Raw genomic sequence first — 16,426 nt, forward strand, 5'->3', positions numbered from 1 at the left:
TGCCTTATTATGGTCCCAGCATGCGCGGCCATTCAGCGGCCCGCCAGCTTTGCGCACCATGCGCCACCAGAGGGAGTGAGATAGTCCATGTTTACCTGTTTGCCCAGCCTGCGTCAGGCCGCCCTGCGTTTGATTGCCGCCATGTCGTTTGTGTGGCTTGCCGCCTGTGACCCAGCAATGCTTGGCGGCGCTGGTGGTGATGGCGGCCCGACGATCGACCCAAGTGCCCCTGTGCAGGTTGCACTGCTGGTTCCGGGCGGATCGGGTCAAGCAACCGATAGCTTCCTTGCCCAGAACCTTGAAAATGCGGCCCGCATGGCAATAGCAGACCTGAACGGCGTGACGATCAACCTGCGCGTTTACAACACTGCAGGCAATCCGCAGCAAGCCGCTGCAATGGCCACTCAGGCCATCAGCGATGGCGCACGCATCATCATCGGCCCGCTTTACGCCGAAGCCGCGAACGCCGCTGGCCTTGCTGCATCGCAGGCTGGCATCAACGTTCTTGCCTTTTCCAACAACACAACGATTGCCGGCGGCAATGTCTTTGTTCTGGGCGCGACATTCCGCAATACGGCGGACCGGCTGGTCGGCTATTCAACGGCGCAAGGGCTTGATCGTATCCTGATTGCCCACGCGGATGACCTGCAGGGTAACCTTGGCCGTGATGCGATTGCCGCTGCGGCCCGCGCCAAAGGCGCAACGGTCACAGGCATCCAAAGCTATGCATTCAGTCAGGATGGTATCTTTCAGGCGGCTGGCCCCATCGCCGCCGCTGTTGGTTCCACGGGTGCCGAAGCCGTGTTCGTGACGGGTGGCGTGAACGCCGACCTGCCGATCCTTGCAACGGCCCTGCCTGATCGCGGGTTCAACCCCGGTGCAACACCTCTTATTGGCCTGACACGCTGGAACGCCGCGCCGCAAGCGCTGTCCCTGCCCGGCCTACAGGGCGGCTATTTCGCGCTGCCTGATCAGGGGATGAGTGCCGGATTCGAAAGCCGCTACACCGCCACATATGGCGAAGCACCGCACCCGCTGGCCGGTCTGGCCTATGACGGGATCGCCGCCGTGGGCGCATTGGTTGCCGATGGCAACCGCGATGCGCTGACCCGTGCCGCATTGACACAACGGTCGGGCTTTCAGGGCACAAGCGGCATCTTCCGTTTCTTGCCCAATGGCACGAACGAGCGCGGCCTTGCCGTCGCACAAATCCGCAACAATCAGGTTGTCATCGTTGACCCAGCCCCCAGAAGTTTTGGTGGCGCAGGGCTCTGACGCCCTTCCCACACAATCCGATCACATAAGCACAGATCCCGCGACGCCGGACAGTTTTCTCTGTCCGGCGCAGGACATTTTTGACGCACCTGCGGTCGCGAACGCGCTGACCAAGGCTCTGCAAAACCAAACCGATCCCAAGGCCATTCGTGCCGCCGCCGTTGCGGTTCTGGCAGCAGCCCAAAAACGCGGGCGCGCGGCCATTGCCGATGCCTTTGCCAAGGATCCGTTTGCCGCCCGTCCGACAACACGTGCCTATGCCTGGCTCACAGATCAGATCATCACCTCGGCCCTTGGCGTCGCACTTGACCATCTGCATCCGCTGCCCAACCCGACAGCCGCCGAAAACATCGCCGTCATCGCAGTGGGTGGCTATGGGCGCGGCGAAATGGCCCCACATTCCGATGTCGATCTGCTGTTCCTGACGCCCTACAAAACGACCCCTTGGGCGGAAAGCCTGATTGAATCGCTGCTTTATATTCTGTGGGATCTCAAGCTCAAGGTTGGCCACGCAACGCGCACCATCAAGGACTGCCTGCGCCTTGCCCGCGAAGATTACACGATCCGCACGTCGCTGGTTGAATACCGCTACCTCGAGGGCGATCCCGACCTTGCGCAATCACTGGCCGATCTTTTGTGGAAAGACCTTTTCAAATCCACTGCTCCCGATTTCATCGAGGCCAAACTGGCCGAACGCGCCGAACGTCACCGCAAACAAGGCGGGCAGCGTTACGTCGTCGAACCCAACGTCAAAGAGGGCAAGGGCGGGTTGCGCGACCTGCAAACGCTTTACTGGATCGGCAAATATGTGAACCACGTGCGCACCGCTGCGGAACTGGTCGATGCGGGTGTGTTCACGCAGGACGAATACGACACCTTTCACACGGCCGAGGATTTTCTCTGGGCTGTGCGTTGCCACCTGCATCTGATCACTGGACGCGCCACCGATCAGCTGACGTTTGACTTGCAGGTCGAGGTCGCCGCGCGCATGGGCTATACCGATCACGGTGGCCGCCGCGCCGTCGAACACTTCATGCAGGATTACTTTCGCCGCGCCACGCAGGTGGGTGAATTGACACGTGTCTTTCTGACAGCCCTGGAAACACATTACATCAAGGCCGAGCCGATGCTGACCCGCTTGCTCAAGCGGCGCAAAAAGGCACGCGCCCCCTATGCGATCAAGCAAAACCGCCTGACTGTCGACGACGAAACACTTTTCCTGTCCGACAAACTCAACATGCTCCGCATATTCGAGGAAGCCCTGCGCACTGGCACGCTGCTGCACCCGGATGCGATGCGCCTGCTGGCCAACAACCTTGGCCTGATCGACCGCGAGATGCAGGGCGACAAGGAAGCCAACCGCATTTTTCTTGATCTGCTTTTGAAACACGGCAACCCCGAACGGGCTTTGCGCCGGATGAACGAATTGGGTGTTTTGGGGGCGTTTATCCCTGAATTTGCGACCATCGTCGCGATGATGCAATTCAACATGTATCACCACTACACCGTTGACGAACACACGATCCAATGCATCAGCCACCTTGCCAAGATCGAGCGCGCCGAACTTGACGACGAACTGCCCGTGTCCGCGGCCATCATCAAGAACGGGATCAACCGGAAAGTGATGTATGTGGCAATGCTGCTGCACGATATCGGCAAGGGGCGCGACGAAGACCATTCGGTGCTGGGTGCACAAATTGCCCGCAAACTCGCGCCGCGTCTTGGGCTGAAGCGCAAGGAATGCGACACGGTTGAATGGCTGGTGCGCTATCACCTGCTGATGTCGGATATGGCGCAAAAACGCGATATCGCCGACCCGCGCACCGTGCGTGATTTTGCCAAGGCCGTGAAAACCAAAGAACGGCTTGATCTGCTGTGTGTGCTGACGGTCTGTGACATTCGCGGCGTTGGCCCCAATACGTGGAACAACTGGAAAGCGTCCCTGCTGCGCGCGCTTTATCGCCAGACCAGCCGCGCGCTGGAAGAAGGGATGGAGGCGCTGAACCGCGAAGAACGCGGAACCGAGGCGAAAAAGAACCTGCGCGCGGCCCTCCCCGATTGGGACGAAAAAGACCTGCGCACCGAAGTGGCGCGCCATTATCCGCCATACTGGCAAGGCCTGCATGTAACGGCCCATGCAGATTTCGCCAAGCTGTTGCGCGGCATTAGCGATGATGAAATCCGCCTGGAACTGACACCCGACCCCGACCGCGACGCCACGCGCGTTTGCTTTGCCATGGCTGATCATCCGGGCATCTTTAGCCGGATGTGTGGCGCGCTGGCCCTTGTTGGGGCAAATATCGTCGATGCGCGCACGTTTACATCCAAGGACGGCTACGCCACCGCCGCATTCTGGATCCAAGATGCCAACGGCGCGCCCTATGATCCCACCCGCCTGCCGCGCCTGCGCGCAATGATCCAGAAGACACTTCTTGGCAAAGTGGTGACGGGCGAAGCCATGCGCGACCGCGACAAGATCAAGAAACGCGAACGCGCCTTCAAAGTGCCGACCTCAATCGCCTTTGATAACGAGGGATCGGAGATTTACACGATCATCGAGGTCGATACCCGCGACCGGCCCGGCTTGCTGTTTGATCTGACGCGCACCTTGGCCAATGCCAACATCTATATCGCCAGTGCCGTGGTCGCGACCTACGGCGAACAGGTGGTCGATACCTTCTATGTCAAAGACATGTTCGGCCTGAAATTCCACGCCGAAAGCAAGCAGCGCAGCCTTGAAAAGAAACTGCGCGAGGCAATCGCGCGCGGGGCCGAACGGGCGCAGGAATGACTACCGGCGTTTGGGACTCACTACTTTCCGAGTTCGCGCAGGTCTATGCGGCGACACCCCGACTTCAAGCCTTTTGCGCATTTCCTAACGATATCTCGCGTCAGGGTGTCCTGGCACATGACATTCCAGCACGTGCGCTGCTTGAATCCGATCCGGGTTTGACGACCGACGATTACACCGGCTTGCGCGATGCATTTATCGCCGCATCCAGTCATGCGCTATGGCGCGAAACCTATAAAGGCACAGATATCGATCAAGATTTCCTTGATCGTTTCGGTTGTTATTGCCTGATTGGTCACGGCGGCGCCTTTTCAAGCGAAAGCCTTTTTGCATACGTCGTTTATATGCCGGCCAACCTCCACTACCCGTGGCACGACCACCCCGCCGAGGAGATATATTTCGTTCTTGCCGGTGAAGCCGAATTTCATCGCCAGGGCGAACCGTCCGAGGTTCTGAAATCCGGTGAGGTGTCATTTCATACCAGCAGCCAGCCCCATGCCATGACAACACATGATCATCCGGTCATGGCGCTTGTTCTGTGGCGTGACGGGTTCGCAACGAGCCCGAAACTGACATGAGGGAGAAATGACCCTAACACGTGACATCAACCCGATGCCTGATTTCGTGCAAACCGCGCTGGACAATCGTGGCCTGCGCGCCGCGTTCGATGCCCGCCCCGATTATCAACGTAACGACTGGCTGGGCTGGATCGCGCGTGCCAAACGTGAAGAAACGCGGCAACGGCGGCTGGAAAAAATGCTGACAGAGCTTGCGCAAGGGCATGGCTACATGGGAATGGCGTGGCAGCCATCGCCCAACAAGGACGCCTGAATTTGAAACCGATCCGCCTAGTCTCGGGCTTTTTGACCGTCGGGGTCTGGACCTTGCTTAGCCGCATCCTTGGGTTTGTGCGCGATATCATGATCGCGGCCTACCTTGGCACGGGGCCGGTCGCCGAAGCCTTTCTGGTTGCCTTCTCCCTGCCCAACATGTTTCGCCGTTTCTTTGCCGAAGGCGCGTTCAACATGGCCTTTGTGCCGATGTTCTCCAAAAAGCTGGAGGGCGGGGAAGACGCGCAAACCTTTGCCCGCGATGCGTTTACGGGGCTGGCGACGATCCTGATTGCATTCACGCTGCTGGCCACTGTGTTCATGCCGTTCCTTGTGATGGCTATGGCCAGCGGGTTTCTGGGCGACGAACGCTTTGATCTGGCGGTTGATTATGGGCGCATAGCCTTTCCATACATCCTGTTCATCTCGCTTGCGGCGCTTTTGTCCGGTGTCTTGAACGCCACAGGCCGTTTCATCGCCGCCGCCGCCGCGCCTGTGTTGCTGAACCTGATCTTTGTGGTCGCCATCTTGCTGGGCAACCGTTTGGGCTGGCCAATAGGTGATACGCTGGCCTGGGCCGTGCCGCTGGCAGGTATCGCGCAACTGGTGCTTGTCTGGATCGCGGCCAGCCGCGCCGGTTTTCGCCTGATCCCGCGCCGCCCCCGCCTTACACCCGATTTGAAACGCCTTGCGGTGATCGCCGCACCTGCGGCATTGGCGGGCGGTGTCGTGCAAATCAACCTGTTGGTCGGTCGTCAGGTGGCCAGCTTTTTCGACGGGGCGATCGCGTGGCTGTCCTATGCGGACCGTCTGTATCAACTGCCGCTTGGCGTGGTCGGTATTGCCATCGGCGTGGTCCTGCTGCCCGACCTGTCGCGCCGTCTGCGCGCAGGCGATCTGGCAGGCGGGCGCGATGCATTCAACCGCGCCTGCGAGTTGAGCCTGGCACTGACAATCCCCGCCGCTGTGGCGTTGATGGTGATCCCCTTGCCACTGGTCACGGTGCTGTTCCAAAGGGGCGCGTTCGGGGCTGATGATGCCGCGGCAACAGCGCTGGCAGTCGCCGTCTATGGCCTTGGGCTGCCCGCATTCGTGATGCAAAAAGCCCTGCAACCTCTGTTTTTCGCCCGCGAAGACACGCGCCGTCCGTTCTATTACGCGCTGGCCTCGCTGGTGGTGAACGCGGTCATCGCCTTTGGCCTGTCCTACTACATCGGCTATATCGCCGCCGCCCTTGGCACCACGCTGGCGGGCTGGGCGATGGTTGTGCTGCTGTGGCGTGGATCGCGCGATATGGGCGAAGCCGCACAGTTCGATACCCGTTTCAAGCGCCGCATCTGGCGCATCATCGCAGTGTCGCTGCTCATGGGTGTGATCCTGTGGGCGCTGACCCTTTTGATCGGCCCGTTCCTGATGGTCCCCACCTGGCGCTACCTTGCGCTGGCCGTGTTGGTGCTGATCGGCATTACAGCCTATTTCACATCGGGCCACCTTTTCGGTGCATTCCGCCTTGGTGAATTCAAGCGGGCGATGCGCCGCTAGGGACGCTGGCGGACGCGTGCCACGAACGCGCCCCAGCCTCCCGGTGACAGGACCGGCGCGATCACCAGCCCAATCACAAATCCGGCGATTTCCGCGATCCATGTGGGGCTTGATCCAAAAAGCATCCCGTAAACCAGCATGATCCCCAACAGGACGATGATCAGCGTAAACGCACGCAGCTGGTTTTCGCCCAAGCGCCCCAAGGTCAGCCACATCAGATAGGTATAAGCGCCGATCAGCCCGTAAACCGGTGGAAACACCCCGATCAGCGCCACATTACGCGGTGACATCAGCCCGTAAACCAGCGCCCCGCCAATGGTGCAGGCCAGAAACAGGATGATGACCGCGACTGGGTGAAAGACCTCGCCCACATATTTGCCAAGCGCCAAAAGCAGGACAATCCCCCACAACGCATGGGTGAAAGAGCCGTGAATGAACGGATAGGTCACAAAGCGTTTCAACAAATCAGCGGTCCAGAGCCCCTGATCAAAGACAATCGCGACGATGCGTGGCGACATCCCGTAATCCTGAACCGCAGCGGGCCGCCAGCCGATCCCCGTGCGCCCTCCGATCCAGCCTTGTTGCGCCATGCTCAGCATCGCTTCAACGCCGATGATCACGGCGACCAGCGCTAAAACGATCGGCGGAATGGCGTTGAACGGGTTTTCGTTCTGCATGAAACGGGTCCTTTGGTTGACGCCCTCTTGCGCCATGGGTAAGCGAGAGGCACCCCGAAATCCAGCCCCGGACCAGATCATGAGCCAAGCGACATTCACCCCCCGCGTCTTTTCCGGCATCAAACCTTCGGGCGGGCTGCAACTGGGTAACTACCTGGGCGCGATCAAACGCTGGGTGGACATGCAAGCGGGCGATTATGAAAACATCTATTGCGTTGTCGATATGCACGCGATCACCGTCTGGCAGGATCCCAAGGATCTGGCCAATGGCACGCGCGAAGTGGCCGCAGGCATGATTGCTGCGGGCATTGATCCGGCAAAATCCGTGCTGTTCAACCAGTCGCAAGTGGCCGCCCATGCTGAACTGGGCTGGATCTTCAATTGTGTTGCCCGCCTGGGCTGGATGAACCGGATGACGCAATTCAAGGACAAGGCAGGCAAGAACGCGGAAAAAGCCTCGCTTGGGCTTTATGCTTATCCGTCGCTGATGGCCGCGGATATCCTGCTCTATCACGCCACGCACGTCCCCGTTGGCGAGGACCAGAAGCAGCACGTCGAACTGACCCGCGACATCGCCAACAAATTCAACCACGACTACGGCGTTGATTTCTTTCCCATCACCGAACCGGTGATCGACGGCCCCGCCACCCGCGTGATGAACCTGCGTGACGGCACCAAAAAGATGAGCAAATCCGGTGACAGCGACATGGAGCGCATCAACATGACCGATGATGCCGACACGATCGCCAAGAAATTCAAGAAAGCCCGCACCGATCCGGCACCCCTGCCCGAAACCGTCGAGGGGCTGGCCGACCGCCCCGAAGCACGCAATCTGGTCGATATCTACGCGGCCCTGTCCGATACCACCCCCGCCGAAGTGATCGCGCAATACCCCGGCGCTGGCTGGGGCACGTTCAAACCGGCGCTGGCCGATCTGGCGGTGGAAAAGCTCGCCCCGATCAGCGGCGAAATGGCCCGCCTGATGGCCGACCCCGCCGAGATCGACCGGACATTGGCCCAAGGCGCCGAAAAGGCCCGCACCATCGCCGAACCGATCCTTGCACAGACCTACGAAATCGTCGGATTGCTGCGCAGCTAGCGCAGGGGGTCTGTCTGGAACAGTTTCACCTTCAGCCCGCCAAACGCCACCGGCGGGCCAGCGGGTTTGAACGGCAGGCCGGATGATTTGGCCAGCCCGTTGTCTGACGTGACCATGCCGACGCGCCATCCCTTGAAGCGGTCCAGCAGGGTTTTGCCCAGCGCGCCGTAAACCGCGAACAGCAGCTTCTTGTCACCGATCCGCGCCCCGTAAGGCGGATTGACCATCACCAATCCGGGCGGGCCATCGGGGCGTTGCAAATCACTGACAGCGGCGCGTGTAAACTGCGTGCAATCGGCCACACCGGCACGGGCTGCATTGGCCGTGGACATGCGGATCGCGCCATCGTCGCGGTCACTGCCGAAAAACTGCAAGAGCGGCTTGGCGTTGGGGTGATCGGCGCGCATGGCGTTCCACGCCACGCTGTCAAACGTCGCCAACTGCTCGAACGCGAAATGGCGTGACCGCCCGGCGTGCAACCCCGCCGCAATCTCAGCGGCTTCAATCACAAACGTCCCTGACCCGCACATCGGGTCGACAAGTGGTTCGCTGCCATCATAGCCACATTCACGCAGAAACAGCGCCGCCAGATTTTCGCGCATGGGCGCTTTGCCCACGGCCTCTTTGTGGCCGCGTTTGTGCAGGCTGTCGCCGGATGTATCGACGCTGAACGTGCAAAGGTTATCATCAATCCGCAGTTTCAGGCGGATCGGCGCATCTGCGGCAATCGTCGTGCCCAATTCCTCGACCAGCGCCTTTTCAACGCGCTGCACCGCAGCCCCCGCGTGATAGATTTTCGAGGCCTTGCAGGTCGCCTCGACCTTGACCGGCACATCGGCGCGCAAGACATCGCCCCACGGAAACTTGCGCGACCGTTTGTCCAACTGCGCCAGATGGAAGGCACGAAATTCGCCGATACGGGCCAGAACCCGCCCCGCCCCGCGCAACTGCAAATTGGCGCGCCAAACCTCGGCCCAATCGCCCTGCACCGTCACGCCACCCGCCGTCACGACAGGGTTGGCGAAACCGCGCGCCATAGCTTCGTCGCGCAGGGTGTTTTCAAGGCCAGGGGCGGCCACAAGGAAGATATCAAACATAGCCGTCCCTAGCCCCATTGCGCCCCGCTTACGAGGGGGTATCGCCGATCTTGTCCTGCGTCTGCGTGTCAAAATCACTGGCATCATGACGTTCGCGCAACTGCAACGCCGGATCGCCCGTGGCCTTGTTCACCATGCGGCCCCGCAGCACCGCAGGGCGCGCGTCGATTTTTTCAGCCCAGGCCAGCACATGCGTGTAGCTGGTCACGTCCAGAAACTCGGCCGCGCCATACTGGCGCCCCAGAACCAACTGGCCATACCACGCCCAGATCGCCATATCGGCAATGGTATAGTCATCGCCCGCAATGAACGGATGATCCGCCAGTTGACGATCCAGCACATCCAACTGTCGCTTGGTTTCCATCGCAAACCGGTTGATCGGATATTCAAACTTTTCGGGGGCATAGGCATAGAAATGGCCAAAACCGCCGCCCAGATAGGGCGCGCTGCCCATCTGCCAGAACAGCCACGACAGGCATTCGGTGCGCGCGCCGTGGTCAGTTGGCAGGAAATGCCCGAACTTTTCCGCCAGATAGAGCAGGATCGCCCCGCTTTCGAACACCCGCTGGGGCGGGGTTGCGGAATGATCCATCAGTGCCGGAATCTTGGAATTGGGGTTCACATCGACAAAGCCGCTGCCAAACTGATCTCCCTCGCCGATGTTGATCAGCCAGGCGTCATATTCGGCATCACCTACGCCCAGCGCCAGCAATTCTTCCAGCAACACCGTCACCTTGACGCCATTGGGCGTGGCCAGCGAATAAAGCTGAAGCGGGTGCTTGCCCACGGGCAGATCCTTGTCATGGGTCGCGCCGGCAATGGGGCGGTTGATGCTGGCGAACGTCCCGCCGCTTTCCTGTTCCCATGTCCAGACTTTCGGGGGTGTATAGGTCATGCGCTTTCCTTTTCGTTGTTGGGGGGACACTTGCGGCAACGGGCAGAAGTTTCAAGCCCGACGCACTGTGCAAATTCGCACGACCACCGTTCAAACTCGCCACTTTCGTGCGCGATCGCGCTGCGCTAGGTGTCTGCCAACAATCCACGCGAGGACATGATGACTAAGTTTGCCCATCCCCAAACCCGTATCGGACACGTCCACCTGCGTGTCGCGAACCTTGATCGCGCGATCAGTTTCTATTCCGGCGTCTTGGGGCTTTCGGTTACGCAACGCTATGGTGCCGGGGCTGCATTTCTTGGGGCCGGCGGGTATCACCATCACATTGGGCTCAATATTTGGGATAGCCTTGGCGCGACGCCGCCCCCGAAAGGGCACACAGGGCTGTATCACACCGCATTCCTGTTTCCGGATCACGCAGCACTTGCGCAAACCATTCACCGCGTTCTGGCCGCGGGCATTACCATTGACGGTGCCGCCGATCATGGCGTGAGCGAGGCCGTCTATCTGCGAGATCCTGATGAAAACGGTGTCGAGCTATACGTCGACCGACCCGAAACAGACTGGCCCCGCGACCCAAGCGGAGAATTGACCATGTATAACAGCCACTTTGATGTCCCCGCACTGCTGGCGCGCTATCCGTCACAAAACTGAATCCGAATCCGCCCACTCTGGACAGGCGCTGGGGGCTGGTTGCCCATAGCGCTGATCTTTCGGCCTTGTCTCCGCCGATCGTCCCTTGCGCCCGGGCCGCCCCGCCCGGGCGCATTTTTTAGAGTCTGGACCTTGCTCTTTCCCTCGCCTAGCTTCCGGCCCAAAGAGAGGCACCCATGGCGACCGGCACAAATATCCGCACATATTTTCATGGCACTTGGCACGATGGCGACATCCCTTTGATGCATGCCGCTGATCATGGCATGTGGCTGGGCAGCTCAGTGTTTGACGGTGCCCGTGCCTTTGACGGGCTTTGCCCCGATCTAGCGGCCCATTGCGACCGCGTGAACCGTTCCGCAACGGCGCTGATGATCAACCCGACAGTCAGCACCGATGACATGGTCGCGATCGTGAGGCAGGGGCTGGCGCTTTATCCCCCCAAATCGCCAATCTATATCCGGCCGATGTATTGGGCGATTGAAAGCGGGTTCAGCGCGATTGTGCCAAAGCAAGGCGGCGAAACAGGTTTTGCGGTCTGTCTGGAAGAAATTCCCATGAGCGCACCGGATGCGACGACCACGCTGACGACCACGCGGTTCCGCCGCCCTGTCATGGAAAGCGCAGTCGTGAACGCCAAGGCAGGATGCCTTTACCCCAACAACGCGCGGATGCTGGCCGAGGCCCGCGCCAAGGGGTTCGGCAATGCGCTGGTGGCAGATGCCATGGGCAACGTGGCCGAAAGCGCGACCGCCAATGCCTTTATGGTCAAGAACGGCGAAGTATTCACCCCCATCCCGAACGGCACTTTTCTGGCCGGTATTACGCGCGCACGCCATATCAGCAACCTTGCCAATGACGGCGTGAAAGTCCACGAAACCGTGCTGACATTCGATGATTTCCGCAACGCGGACGAGGTGTTCCTGTCAGGCAATATGTCCAAGGTCACGCCCGTCACCGCCTTTGACGACCGCCAGTATCAAGTTGGCCCCGTCACGCGGCGTGTGCGCGAATTGTATTGGGATTGGGCGGCAACAGCAGGCTAAAACCGTTGCCAGTGCTGCTGCACTGCGCCACACTTGCCCGCAAGAGAGGAAACCGTCATGCGTAAGTTTCTGGTCGTTTTGGATGATAGCCGCGAATGTCTGAACGCGATGCGCTTTGCCGCGATGCGGGCTGCGAAATCGGGTGGCGGTGTTGCCGTGCTGTCGATCATCCCACCGGATGAATTCAACCACTGGATCGGTGTCGGCGAAGTGATGCGCGCCGAGGCCCGCGAACGGATCGAAGTCCATTTCGAGGTCTTCGCCAAGTGGATGCGCGACAAGCAGGGCGTCGATCCGCAGCTTATCATCCGCGAGGGCGAAGCCGTGCCCGAAATCATGGCACAGATCGACGAAGACCCCGAAATTGGCGTGCTTGTCCTTGGTGCGGGCACTGGAAAAAAGGGACCCGGACCGCTGGTAACACAACTGACCCGCAACGCGGGCGAACTGCAAATCCCGATCACCATCGTCCCCGGCGAGATGTCCAAAGAACGGCTCGAGGCGATTACCTAGGTAAGAACCTGCTGAAATCGCGGCGTTTTCCTCGCGCCCTCGTGAGCAAACAGAAACATTCCCTGATCACAAATATGCGCACAACGTTTCCGCGTGATCGCCAGAGGCGATAACACGCCGGAATTTGGCGGGGTTTCGTGCGCTGACGCGCGCCACCTGTTGAGCAATGCGTGAAACCGGCCCCACGTGGCAAACCGCGCCCGCGTCAAGGGGCTGATGCGTTCACATCCCGGTCGTATTTTCGTGACCGCCAGTCCCCTTTCGAAACGGCGTGCAGTTGATCAGCTTGGTGTCACCGGAAGCGGGCAGACAGCCAGCTTCGACGACATAAACCAAGTCTATGAAAGGACACACCATGACCAAGACAATCGCTCTGACACTCGCCGCCCTGATGGGGTCTGCAACACTTGCCACGGCCGACGTCAATTCGTTCGGCCTTGATCGCGAACTCGACGCGGCCTCCTCCATCTCGCTGGAAAACGTGCGCGCGGCGGGCGACGGCACAGTCGAAATCTATGACTATCACACGGGCATGCAGGGCAAACTGCTGGGCAGCCAGATGGTGAACGCCGGCGCAAACTCTGACGTGCGCATCAACCTTGGCCAGACGGTGCGTGACGATGTGATTGCCGTGCTCAAGGTGAATGGCCAGATCGTTGCGACACGGGAATTCCAAGTCGAAGCGCGCTAGGTTTCACCCGCTCAAGTCTCTGACCGGTCCTTCGGGGCCGGTCATTGTCATTTTAGAATCGTTCCAAACCTTGACTTCATCTATTCGCAGGCGCATATCTAAAGCCTGACAAAAAAGGTTGGTCCCATGTTCATTCAAACCGAATCCACGCCGAACCCCGCAACGCTGAAATTTCTGCCCGGACAGACAGTTCTTGCATCCGGCACCGCTGACTTTGCGAGCGCCGACGCGGCGGCCGTCAGCCCCCTGGCACAGCGCATCTTTGCGGTTTCAGGCGTGGCGGCGGTGTTTTTCGGCACCGATTTCGTGACGGTGACCAAATCTGACGATACCGATTGGGACCACATCAAACCCGCCGTTCTGGGCGCGGTGATGGAGCACTACCAATCGGGCAAACCGGTTATGGAAGGCGAGCAGGCTGCGTCCGGCCATGCCGAACACACCGGAGAGGATGGCGAAATCGTCAACCAGATCAAGGAATTGCTTGATACGCGCGTGCGCCCGGCCGTGGCCCAGGATGGCGGTGACATCACGTTTCACGGCTTTGACCGCGGCATCGTCTATTTGCACATGCAAGGCGCCTGCGCAGGCTGCCCATCTTCGACACTTACCCTGAAGATGGGCATAGAAAACCTTCTGCGCCACTACATCCCCGAAGTGGTCGAGGTGCGGCCTGTCGCGGCCTAGTCGGACGCGCATTGAAAAATGAAGCCTGACCCGACACTTCTGGCCTTTGACACATCGGCGGCGCATTGTGCCGCCGCTTTGCTGTCGGACGGCGAAATTACCACCCGCGTTGACCTGATGGCGCGGGGGCAGGCCGAACACCTGATGGTCATGCTTGACGATATGCTGGCGGCCGCCGGTATGGGCTGGAGCGCGCTTGATGCGGTGGCCGTTGGCATCGGTCCGGGCAATTTCACCGGCATCCGCATTTCCGTAGCTGCGGCACGCGGTATCGCCCTCGGGCTTGGCAAACCGGCAATCGGCGTGTCGTCACTCGAGGCGCTTGCCCACGGTCAGCCGCGTCCATTTTGCGCCCGGCTGCCCGCCCCGCGCGATCACCATTACGCGCAGACGTTTACGGCGCGCGGCGCTGGCGACCCAAGCCTTGAGGTCGGGGCAGCCACCCTTCCCGACCCGGTCGTCCTCGTGTCAAACATCTTGCAAATCGCTACGATCCGTCTGGCATCCGGCGCACCAATCGCGCGCCCCGCGCCGCTTTATCTGCGCCCTGCAGATGCCGCACCACCCCGTGACCCTGCGCCCGTGATCCTGCCGTGACACCTGCCGCTGCTGCCAGCCTCTATGCGCGCGCCTTTCCAGATTCGCGCCCATGGAGCGCCAGCGAACTGGCGGCACTCATGGCAGACCCCCAAGTGATTCTCTGCGGTGATGACCTTGCGATGGTTATTGCCCGCGTTGTTCTGGACGAGGCCGAGATTTTGACCCTCGCTACTGATCCGGATCATCGCCGCAATGGGCTGGCACGCGCTGTCTTGCAGTCATGTGAGGCCCGGTTGCGCACCCGTGGCGTGCGCCGCGTTTTTCTGGAGGTTGCTGCCGACAATCGCGCTGCACAGGCACTATACAAGGGCTTTGGCTATATTCAGGCCGGAGAACGCCCCGATTACTACAGCCGCAAGGATGGCACAAACGTCGCCGCACACCTGTTGCGCAAAGATATCGCCGCGCGCTGACCTTACGTCACCAAAGGCGAGATCACGCGTACCCGTCTTTTCGGCAATGAAATTCGCAAAAAGCAGTTGACCCTTGCGGCCCCGCGTTGCCTTATCTTGCGATGCTGACTTGATCAGCTCGCTTTTCGCGGGGGCGACGGGAAACCGGACACGCCCCGAAATCAAAGACCTGGGAGACACAAATGACCCTCATGACGAAATTCCTTTCTGCTTCGGCTGCCTTGGCACTGACGGCAGGTGCTGCACTGGCCGATCCGGCAGTGCTGTTCGACCTTGGCGGCAAGTTCGACAAGTCCTTCAACGAAAGTGCCTATAACGGTGCACAGCGTTGGGCTGAAGAAACCGGTGGTTCTTACGACGAAGTCGAGATCCAGTCAGATGCGCAGCGCGAACAGGCGATCCGCCGTTTTGCCGAAGCCGGCAACAACCCCATCGTGATGGCGGGCTTTTCGTGGGCCACAGCCCTAAGCGAAGTTGCCGCTGACTATCCTGACACCAAATTCCAGATCATCGACATGGTGGTTGATGCGCCAAACGTGCGCTCGATCGTATTTGCCGAAGAGCAGGGCTCGTATCTGGTTGGCGTCGCGGCTGCGATGGCATCCGAATCCGGCACCGTCGGCTTTATCGGCGGCATGGATATCCCGCTTATTCGCAACTTTGCTTGCGGATACGTGCAGGGCGTGCTGGCCACGAACCCAGAAGCAACAGTCGTCGCCAACATGACAGGCACCACGCCTGCCGCCTGGAATGACCCTGTGAAGGGTTCGGAACTGACACTGGCGCAGATCAGCCAGGGTGCTGATGTTGTTTACGCCGCTGCTGGCGGCACAGGTGTTGGCGTTCTGCAAACGGCCGCAGACGAAGGCATCCTGTCGATCGGCGTGGACAGCAACCAGAACTACCTGCACCCCGGCATGGTTCTGACATCCATGCTCAAGCGCGTGGACAACGCGGTTTATGACGCACTGATCGCTGGTGAAGATCTGGAAGGCGGCTTTAACGTCATGGATCTGTCCAACGGCGGTGTCGGCTATGCGCTGGATGAATTTAACGAGGCCCTGATTTCGGAAGAAATGAAGGCCGCGCTTGATGCTGCATCCGCTGCGATCATTGCAGGCGAAGTTTCGGTGCACAACTACAACACCGACGAATCCTGCCCTGTTTATGACTTCTAAGTCAGGCAGCTAAGGCCAAGAAAAACGGGGCCGCGCCAGTGATCGGCGCGGCCTTTTGCAGATGGGGGAACAAAACGATGAGCGATGCAATCACAACATTCTTTCGTGCCTGGAGCGAAACCGATCCAACGGCGCGGCGCGCACTGATTGACGATTCTTTTGCCCCCGGCGGCATCTATTCAGACCCGCGCAGCGGCGCACGCCTTGATGATCACGGCGCGATCTCGGACTACGTTGGCATGTTCAGCGCCAATGCCCCCGGCTGGACCGCAAGCGTAGAAAAATCAGACGATGTAAACGGCTACCACCGCGCGATCATCGCCTTTGGTGGCAAGGGGCCGGACGGCACCGAGATGGTTCAGCACGGCAGCTATTTCGCCACGCTTGATGATGGCGGCAAGCTGACGCTGCTGGCCGGATTCGCGGGCACAGGGGCCTGAC

Annotated in this window: 18 protein-coding genes; 15 read left to right on the forward strand and 3 right to left on the reverse strand. The window is 60.1% G+C overall.

Annotation, left to right across the window (positions count from 1 at the left end; all coding sequences use genetic code 11):
* The first annotated feature begins 87 nt into the window (after nucleotides 1-87).
* From SJY21_RS07875 to murJ, 5 genes are read left to right on the forward strand one after another with little or no spacing between them, the layout of a single operon-like run.
* Nucleotides 88-1,275, forward strand: coding sequence for a penicillin-binding protein activator (locus SJY21_RS07875; RefSeq protein ID WP_377508591.1), 1,188 nt, complete (start codon nucleotides 88-90; stop codon nucleotides 1,273-1,275).
* Nucleotides 1,235-4,066, forward strand: coding sequence for a [protein-PII] uridylyltransferase (locus tag SJY21_RS07880; protein ID WP_377508594.1), 2,832 nt, complete (start codon nucleotides 1,235-1,237; stop codon nucleotides 4,064-4,066). The genes SJY21_RS07875 and SJY21_RS07880 overlap by 41 nt, the downstream gene beginning before the upstream one ends.
* Nucleotides 4,063-4,644, forward strand: a complete 582-nt coding sequence (locus SJY21_RS07885; protein ID WP_377508597.1) for a dimethylsulfonioproprionate lyase family protein — start codon at nucleotides 4,063-4,065, stop codon at nucleotides 4,642-4,644. Before SJY21_RS07880 ends, SJY21_RS07885 begins: the two co-directional genes overlap by 4 nt.
* 7 nt (nucleotides 4,645-4,651) lie before the next feature.
* Nucleotides 4,652-4,897 (forward strand): YdeI/OmpD-associated family protein, encoded by a 246-nt coding sequence (locus SJY21_RS07890; protein WP_377508600.1) that lies wholly within the window; start codon nucleotides 4,652-4,654, stop codon nucleotides 4,895-4,897.
* A 2-nt stretch (nucleotides 4,898-4,899) separates the two neighbouring features.
* Nucleotides 4,900-6,438, forward strand: a complete 1,539-nt coding sequence (gene murJ, locus SJY21_RS07895) for a murein biosynthesis integral membrane protein MurJ (protein WP_377508603.1) — start codon at nucleotides 4,900-4,902, stop codon at nucleotides 6,436-6,438.
* On the opposite strand, the gene SJY21_RS07900 is transcribed toward murJ, so the two are convergent.
* The gene (locus SJY21_RS07900; protein WP_377508606.1) at nucleotides 6,435-7,115 is read right to left on the reverse strand and encodes a rhomboid family intramembrane serine protease; all 681 of its coding nucleotides are present in this window, start codon (nucleotides 7,113-7,115) and stop codon (nucleotides 6,435-6,437) included. The genes murJ and SJY21_RS07900 overlap by 4 nt on opposite strands.
* A gap of 79 nt (nucleotides 7,116-7,194) precedes the next feature.
* Between SJY21_RS07900 and trpS the strand changes: the two genes are divergently transcribed.
* Nucleotides 7,195-8,214, forward strand: a complete 1,020-nt coding sequence (gene trpS, locus SJY21_RS07905; protein ID WP_377508609.1) for a tryptophan--tRNA ligase — start codon at nucleotides 7,195-7,197, stop codon at nucleotides 8,212-8,214.
* Here trpS and SJY21_RS07910 read toward each other — a convergent pair.
* A complete protein-coding gene (locus SJY21_RS07910) occupies nucleotides 8,211-9,311 on the reverse strand; it encodes a class I SAM-dependent RNA methyltransferase (RefSeq protein WP_377508612.1) in 1,101 nt (366 codons plus the stop codon). The genes trpS and SJY21_RS07910 overlap by 4 nt on opposite strands.
* A 28-nt stretch (nucleotides 9,312-9,339) precedes the next feature.
* Nucleotides 9,340-10,206, reverse strand: coding sequence for a glutathione-dependent disulfide-bond oxidoreductase (gene yghU, locus SJY21_RS07915; protein ID WP_377508615.1), 867 nt, complete (start codon nucleotides 10,204-10,206; stop codon nucleotides 9,340-9,342).
* A gap of 159 nt (nucleotides 10,207-10,365) precedes the next feature.
* Between yghU and SJY21_RS07920 the strand changes: the two genes are divergently transcribed.
* The 9 genes from SJY21_RS07920 (at nucleotide 10,366) to SJY21_RS07960 (ending at nucleotide 16,425) form a co-directional block, all read left to right on the forward strand.
* The gene (locus SJY21_RS07920) at nucleotides 10,366-10,860 is read left to right on the forward strand and encodes a VOC family protein (RefSeq protein WP_377513192.1); all 495 of its coding nucleotides are present in this window, start codon (nucleotides 10,366-10,368) and stop codon (nucleotides 10,858-10,860) included.
* A 176-nt stretch (nucleotides 10,861-11,036) separates the two neighbouring features.
* Nucleotides 11,037-11,903, forward strand: a complete 867-nt coding sequence (locus SJY21_RS07925) for a branched-chain amino acid aminotransferase (protein WP_377508618.1) — start codon at nucleotides 11,037-11,039, stop codon at nucleotides 11,901-11,903.
* 57 nt (nucleotides 11,904-11,960) lie between these two features.
* Complete coding sequence (locus SJY21_RS07930; RefSeq protein ID WP_377508622.1) at nucleotides 11,961-12,416, forward strand: universal stress protein; 456 nt, start codon at nucleotides 11,961-11,963, stop codon at nucleotides 12,414-12,416.
* A gap of 355 nt (nucleotides 12,417-12,771) precedes the next feature.
* Nucleotides 12,772-13,107 (forward strand): hypothetical protein, encoded by a 336-nt coding sequence (locus SJY21_RS07935; protein WP_377508625.1) that lies wholly within the window; start codon nucleotides 12,772-12,774, stop codon nucleotides 13,105-13,107.
* 126 nt (nucleotides 13,108-13,233) lie between these two features.
* On the forward strand, nucleotides 13,234-13,794 hold the full coding sequence (locus SJY21_RS07940; RefSeq protein WP_377508627.1) for a NifU family protein: 561 nt from the start codon (nucleotides 13,234-13,236) through the stop codon (nucleotides 13,792-13,794).
* A gap of 18 nt (nucleotides 13,795-13,812) precedes the next feature.
* Nucleotides 13,813-14,391, forward strand: coding sequence for a tRNA (adenosine(37)-N6)-threonylcarbamoyltransferase complex dimerization subunit type 1 TsaB (gene tsaB, locus SJY21_RS07945; protein WP_377508630.1), 579 nt, complete (start codon nucleotides 13,813-13,815; stop codon nucleotides 14,389-14,391).
* Between the two features lie 80 nt (nucleotides 14,392-14,471).
* Nucleotides 14,472-14,807, forward strand: coding sequence for a GNAT family N-acetyltransferase (locus SJY21_RS07950; RefSeq protein ID WP_377508632.1), 336 nt, complete (start codon nucleotides 14,472-14,474; stop codon nucleotides 14,805-14,807).
* 182 nt (nucleotides 14,808-14,989) lie between these two features.
* Nucleotides 14,990-15,985, forward strand: coding sequence for a BMP family protein (locus tag SJY21_RS07955; RefSeq protein ID WP_377508635.1), 996 nt, complete (start codon nucleotides 14,990-14,992; stop codon nucleotides 15,983-15,985).
* 77 nt (nucleotides 15,986-16,062) lie between these two features.
* Nucleotides 16,063-16,425 (forward strand): molecular chaperone GroEL, encoded by a 363-nt coding sequence (locus SJY21_RS07960; protein ID WP_377508638.1) that lies wholly within the window; start codon nucleotides 16,063-16,065, stop codon nucleotides 16,423-16,425.
* Nucleotide 16,426: the final 1 nt, after the last annotated feature.

The sequence above is a fragment of the Octadecabacter sp. R77987 genome (assembly GCF_042466115.1).
In the GTDB taxonomy this organism is placed as follows: domain Bacteria; phylum Pseudomonadota; class Alphaproteobacteria; order Rhodobacterales; family Rhodobacteraceae; genus SW4.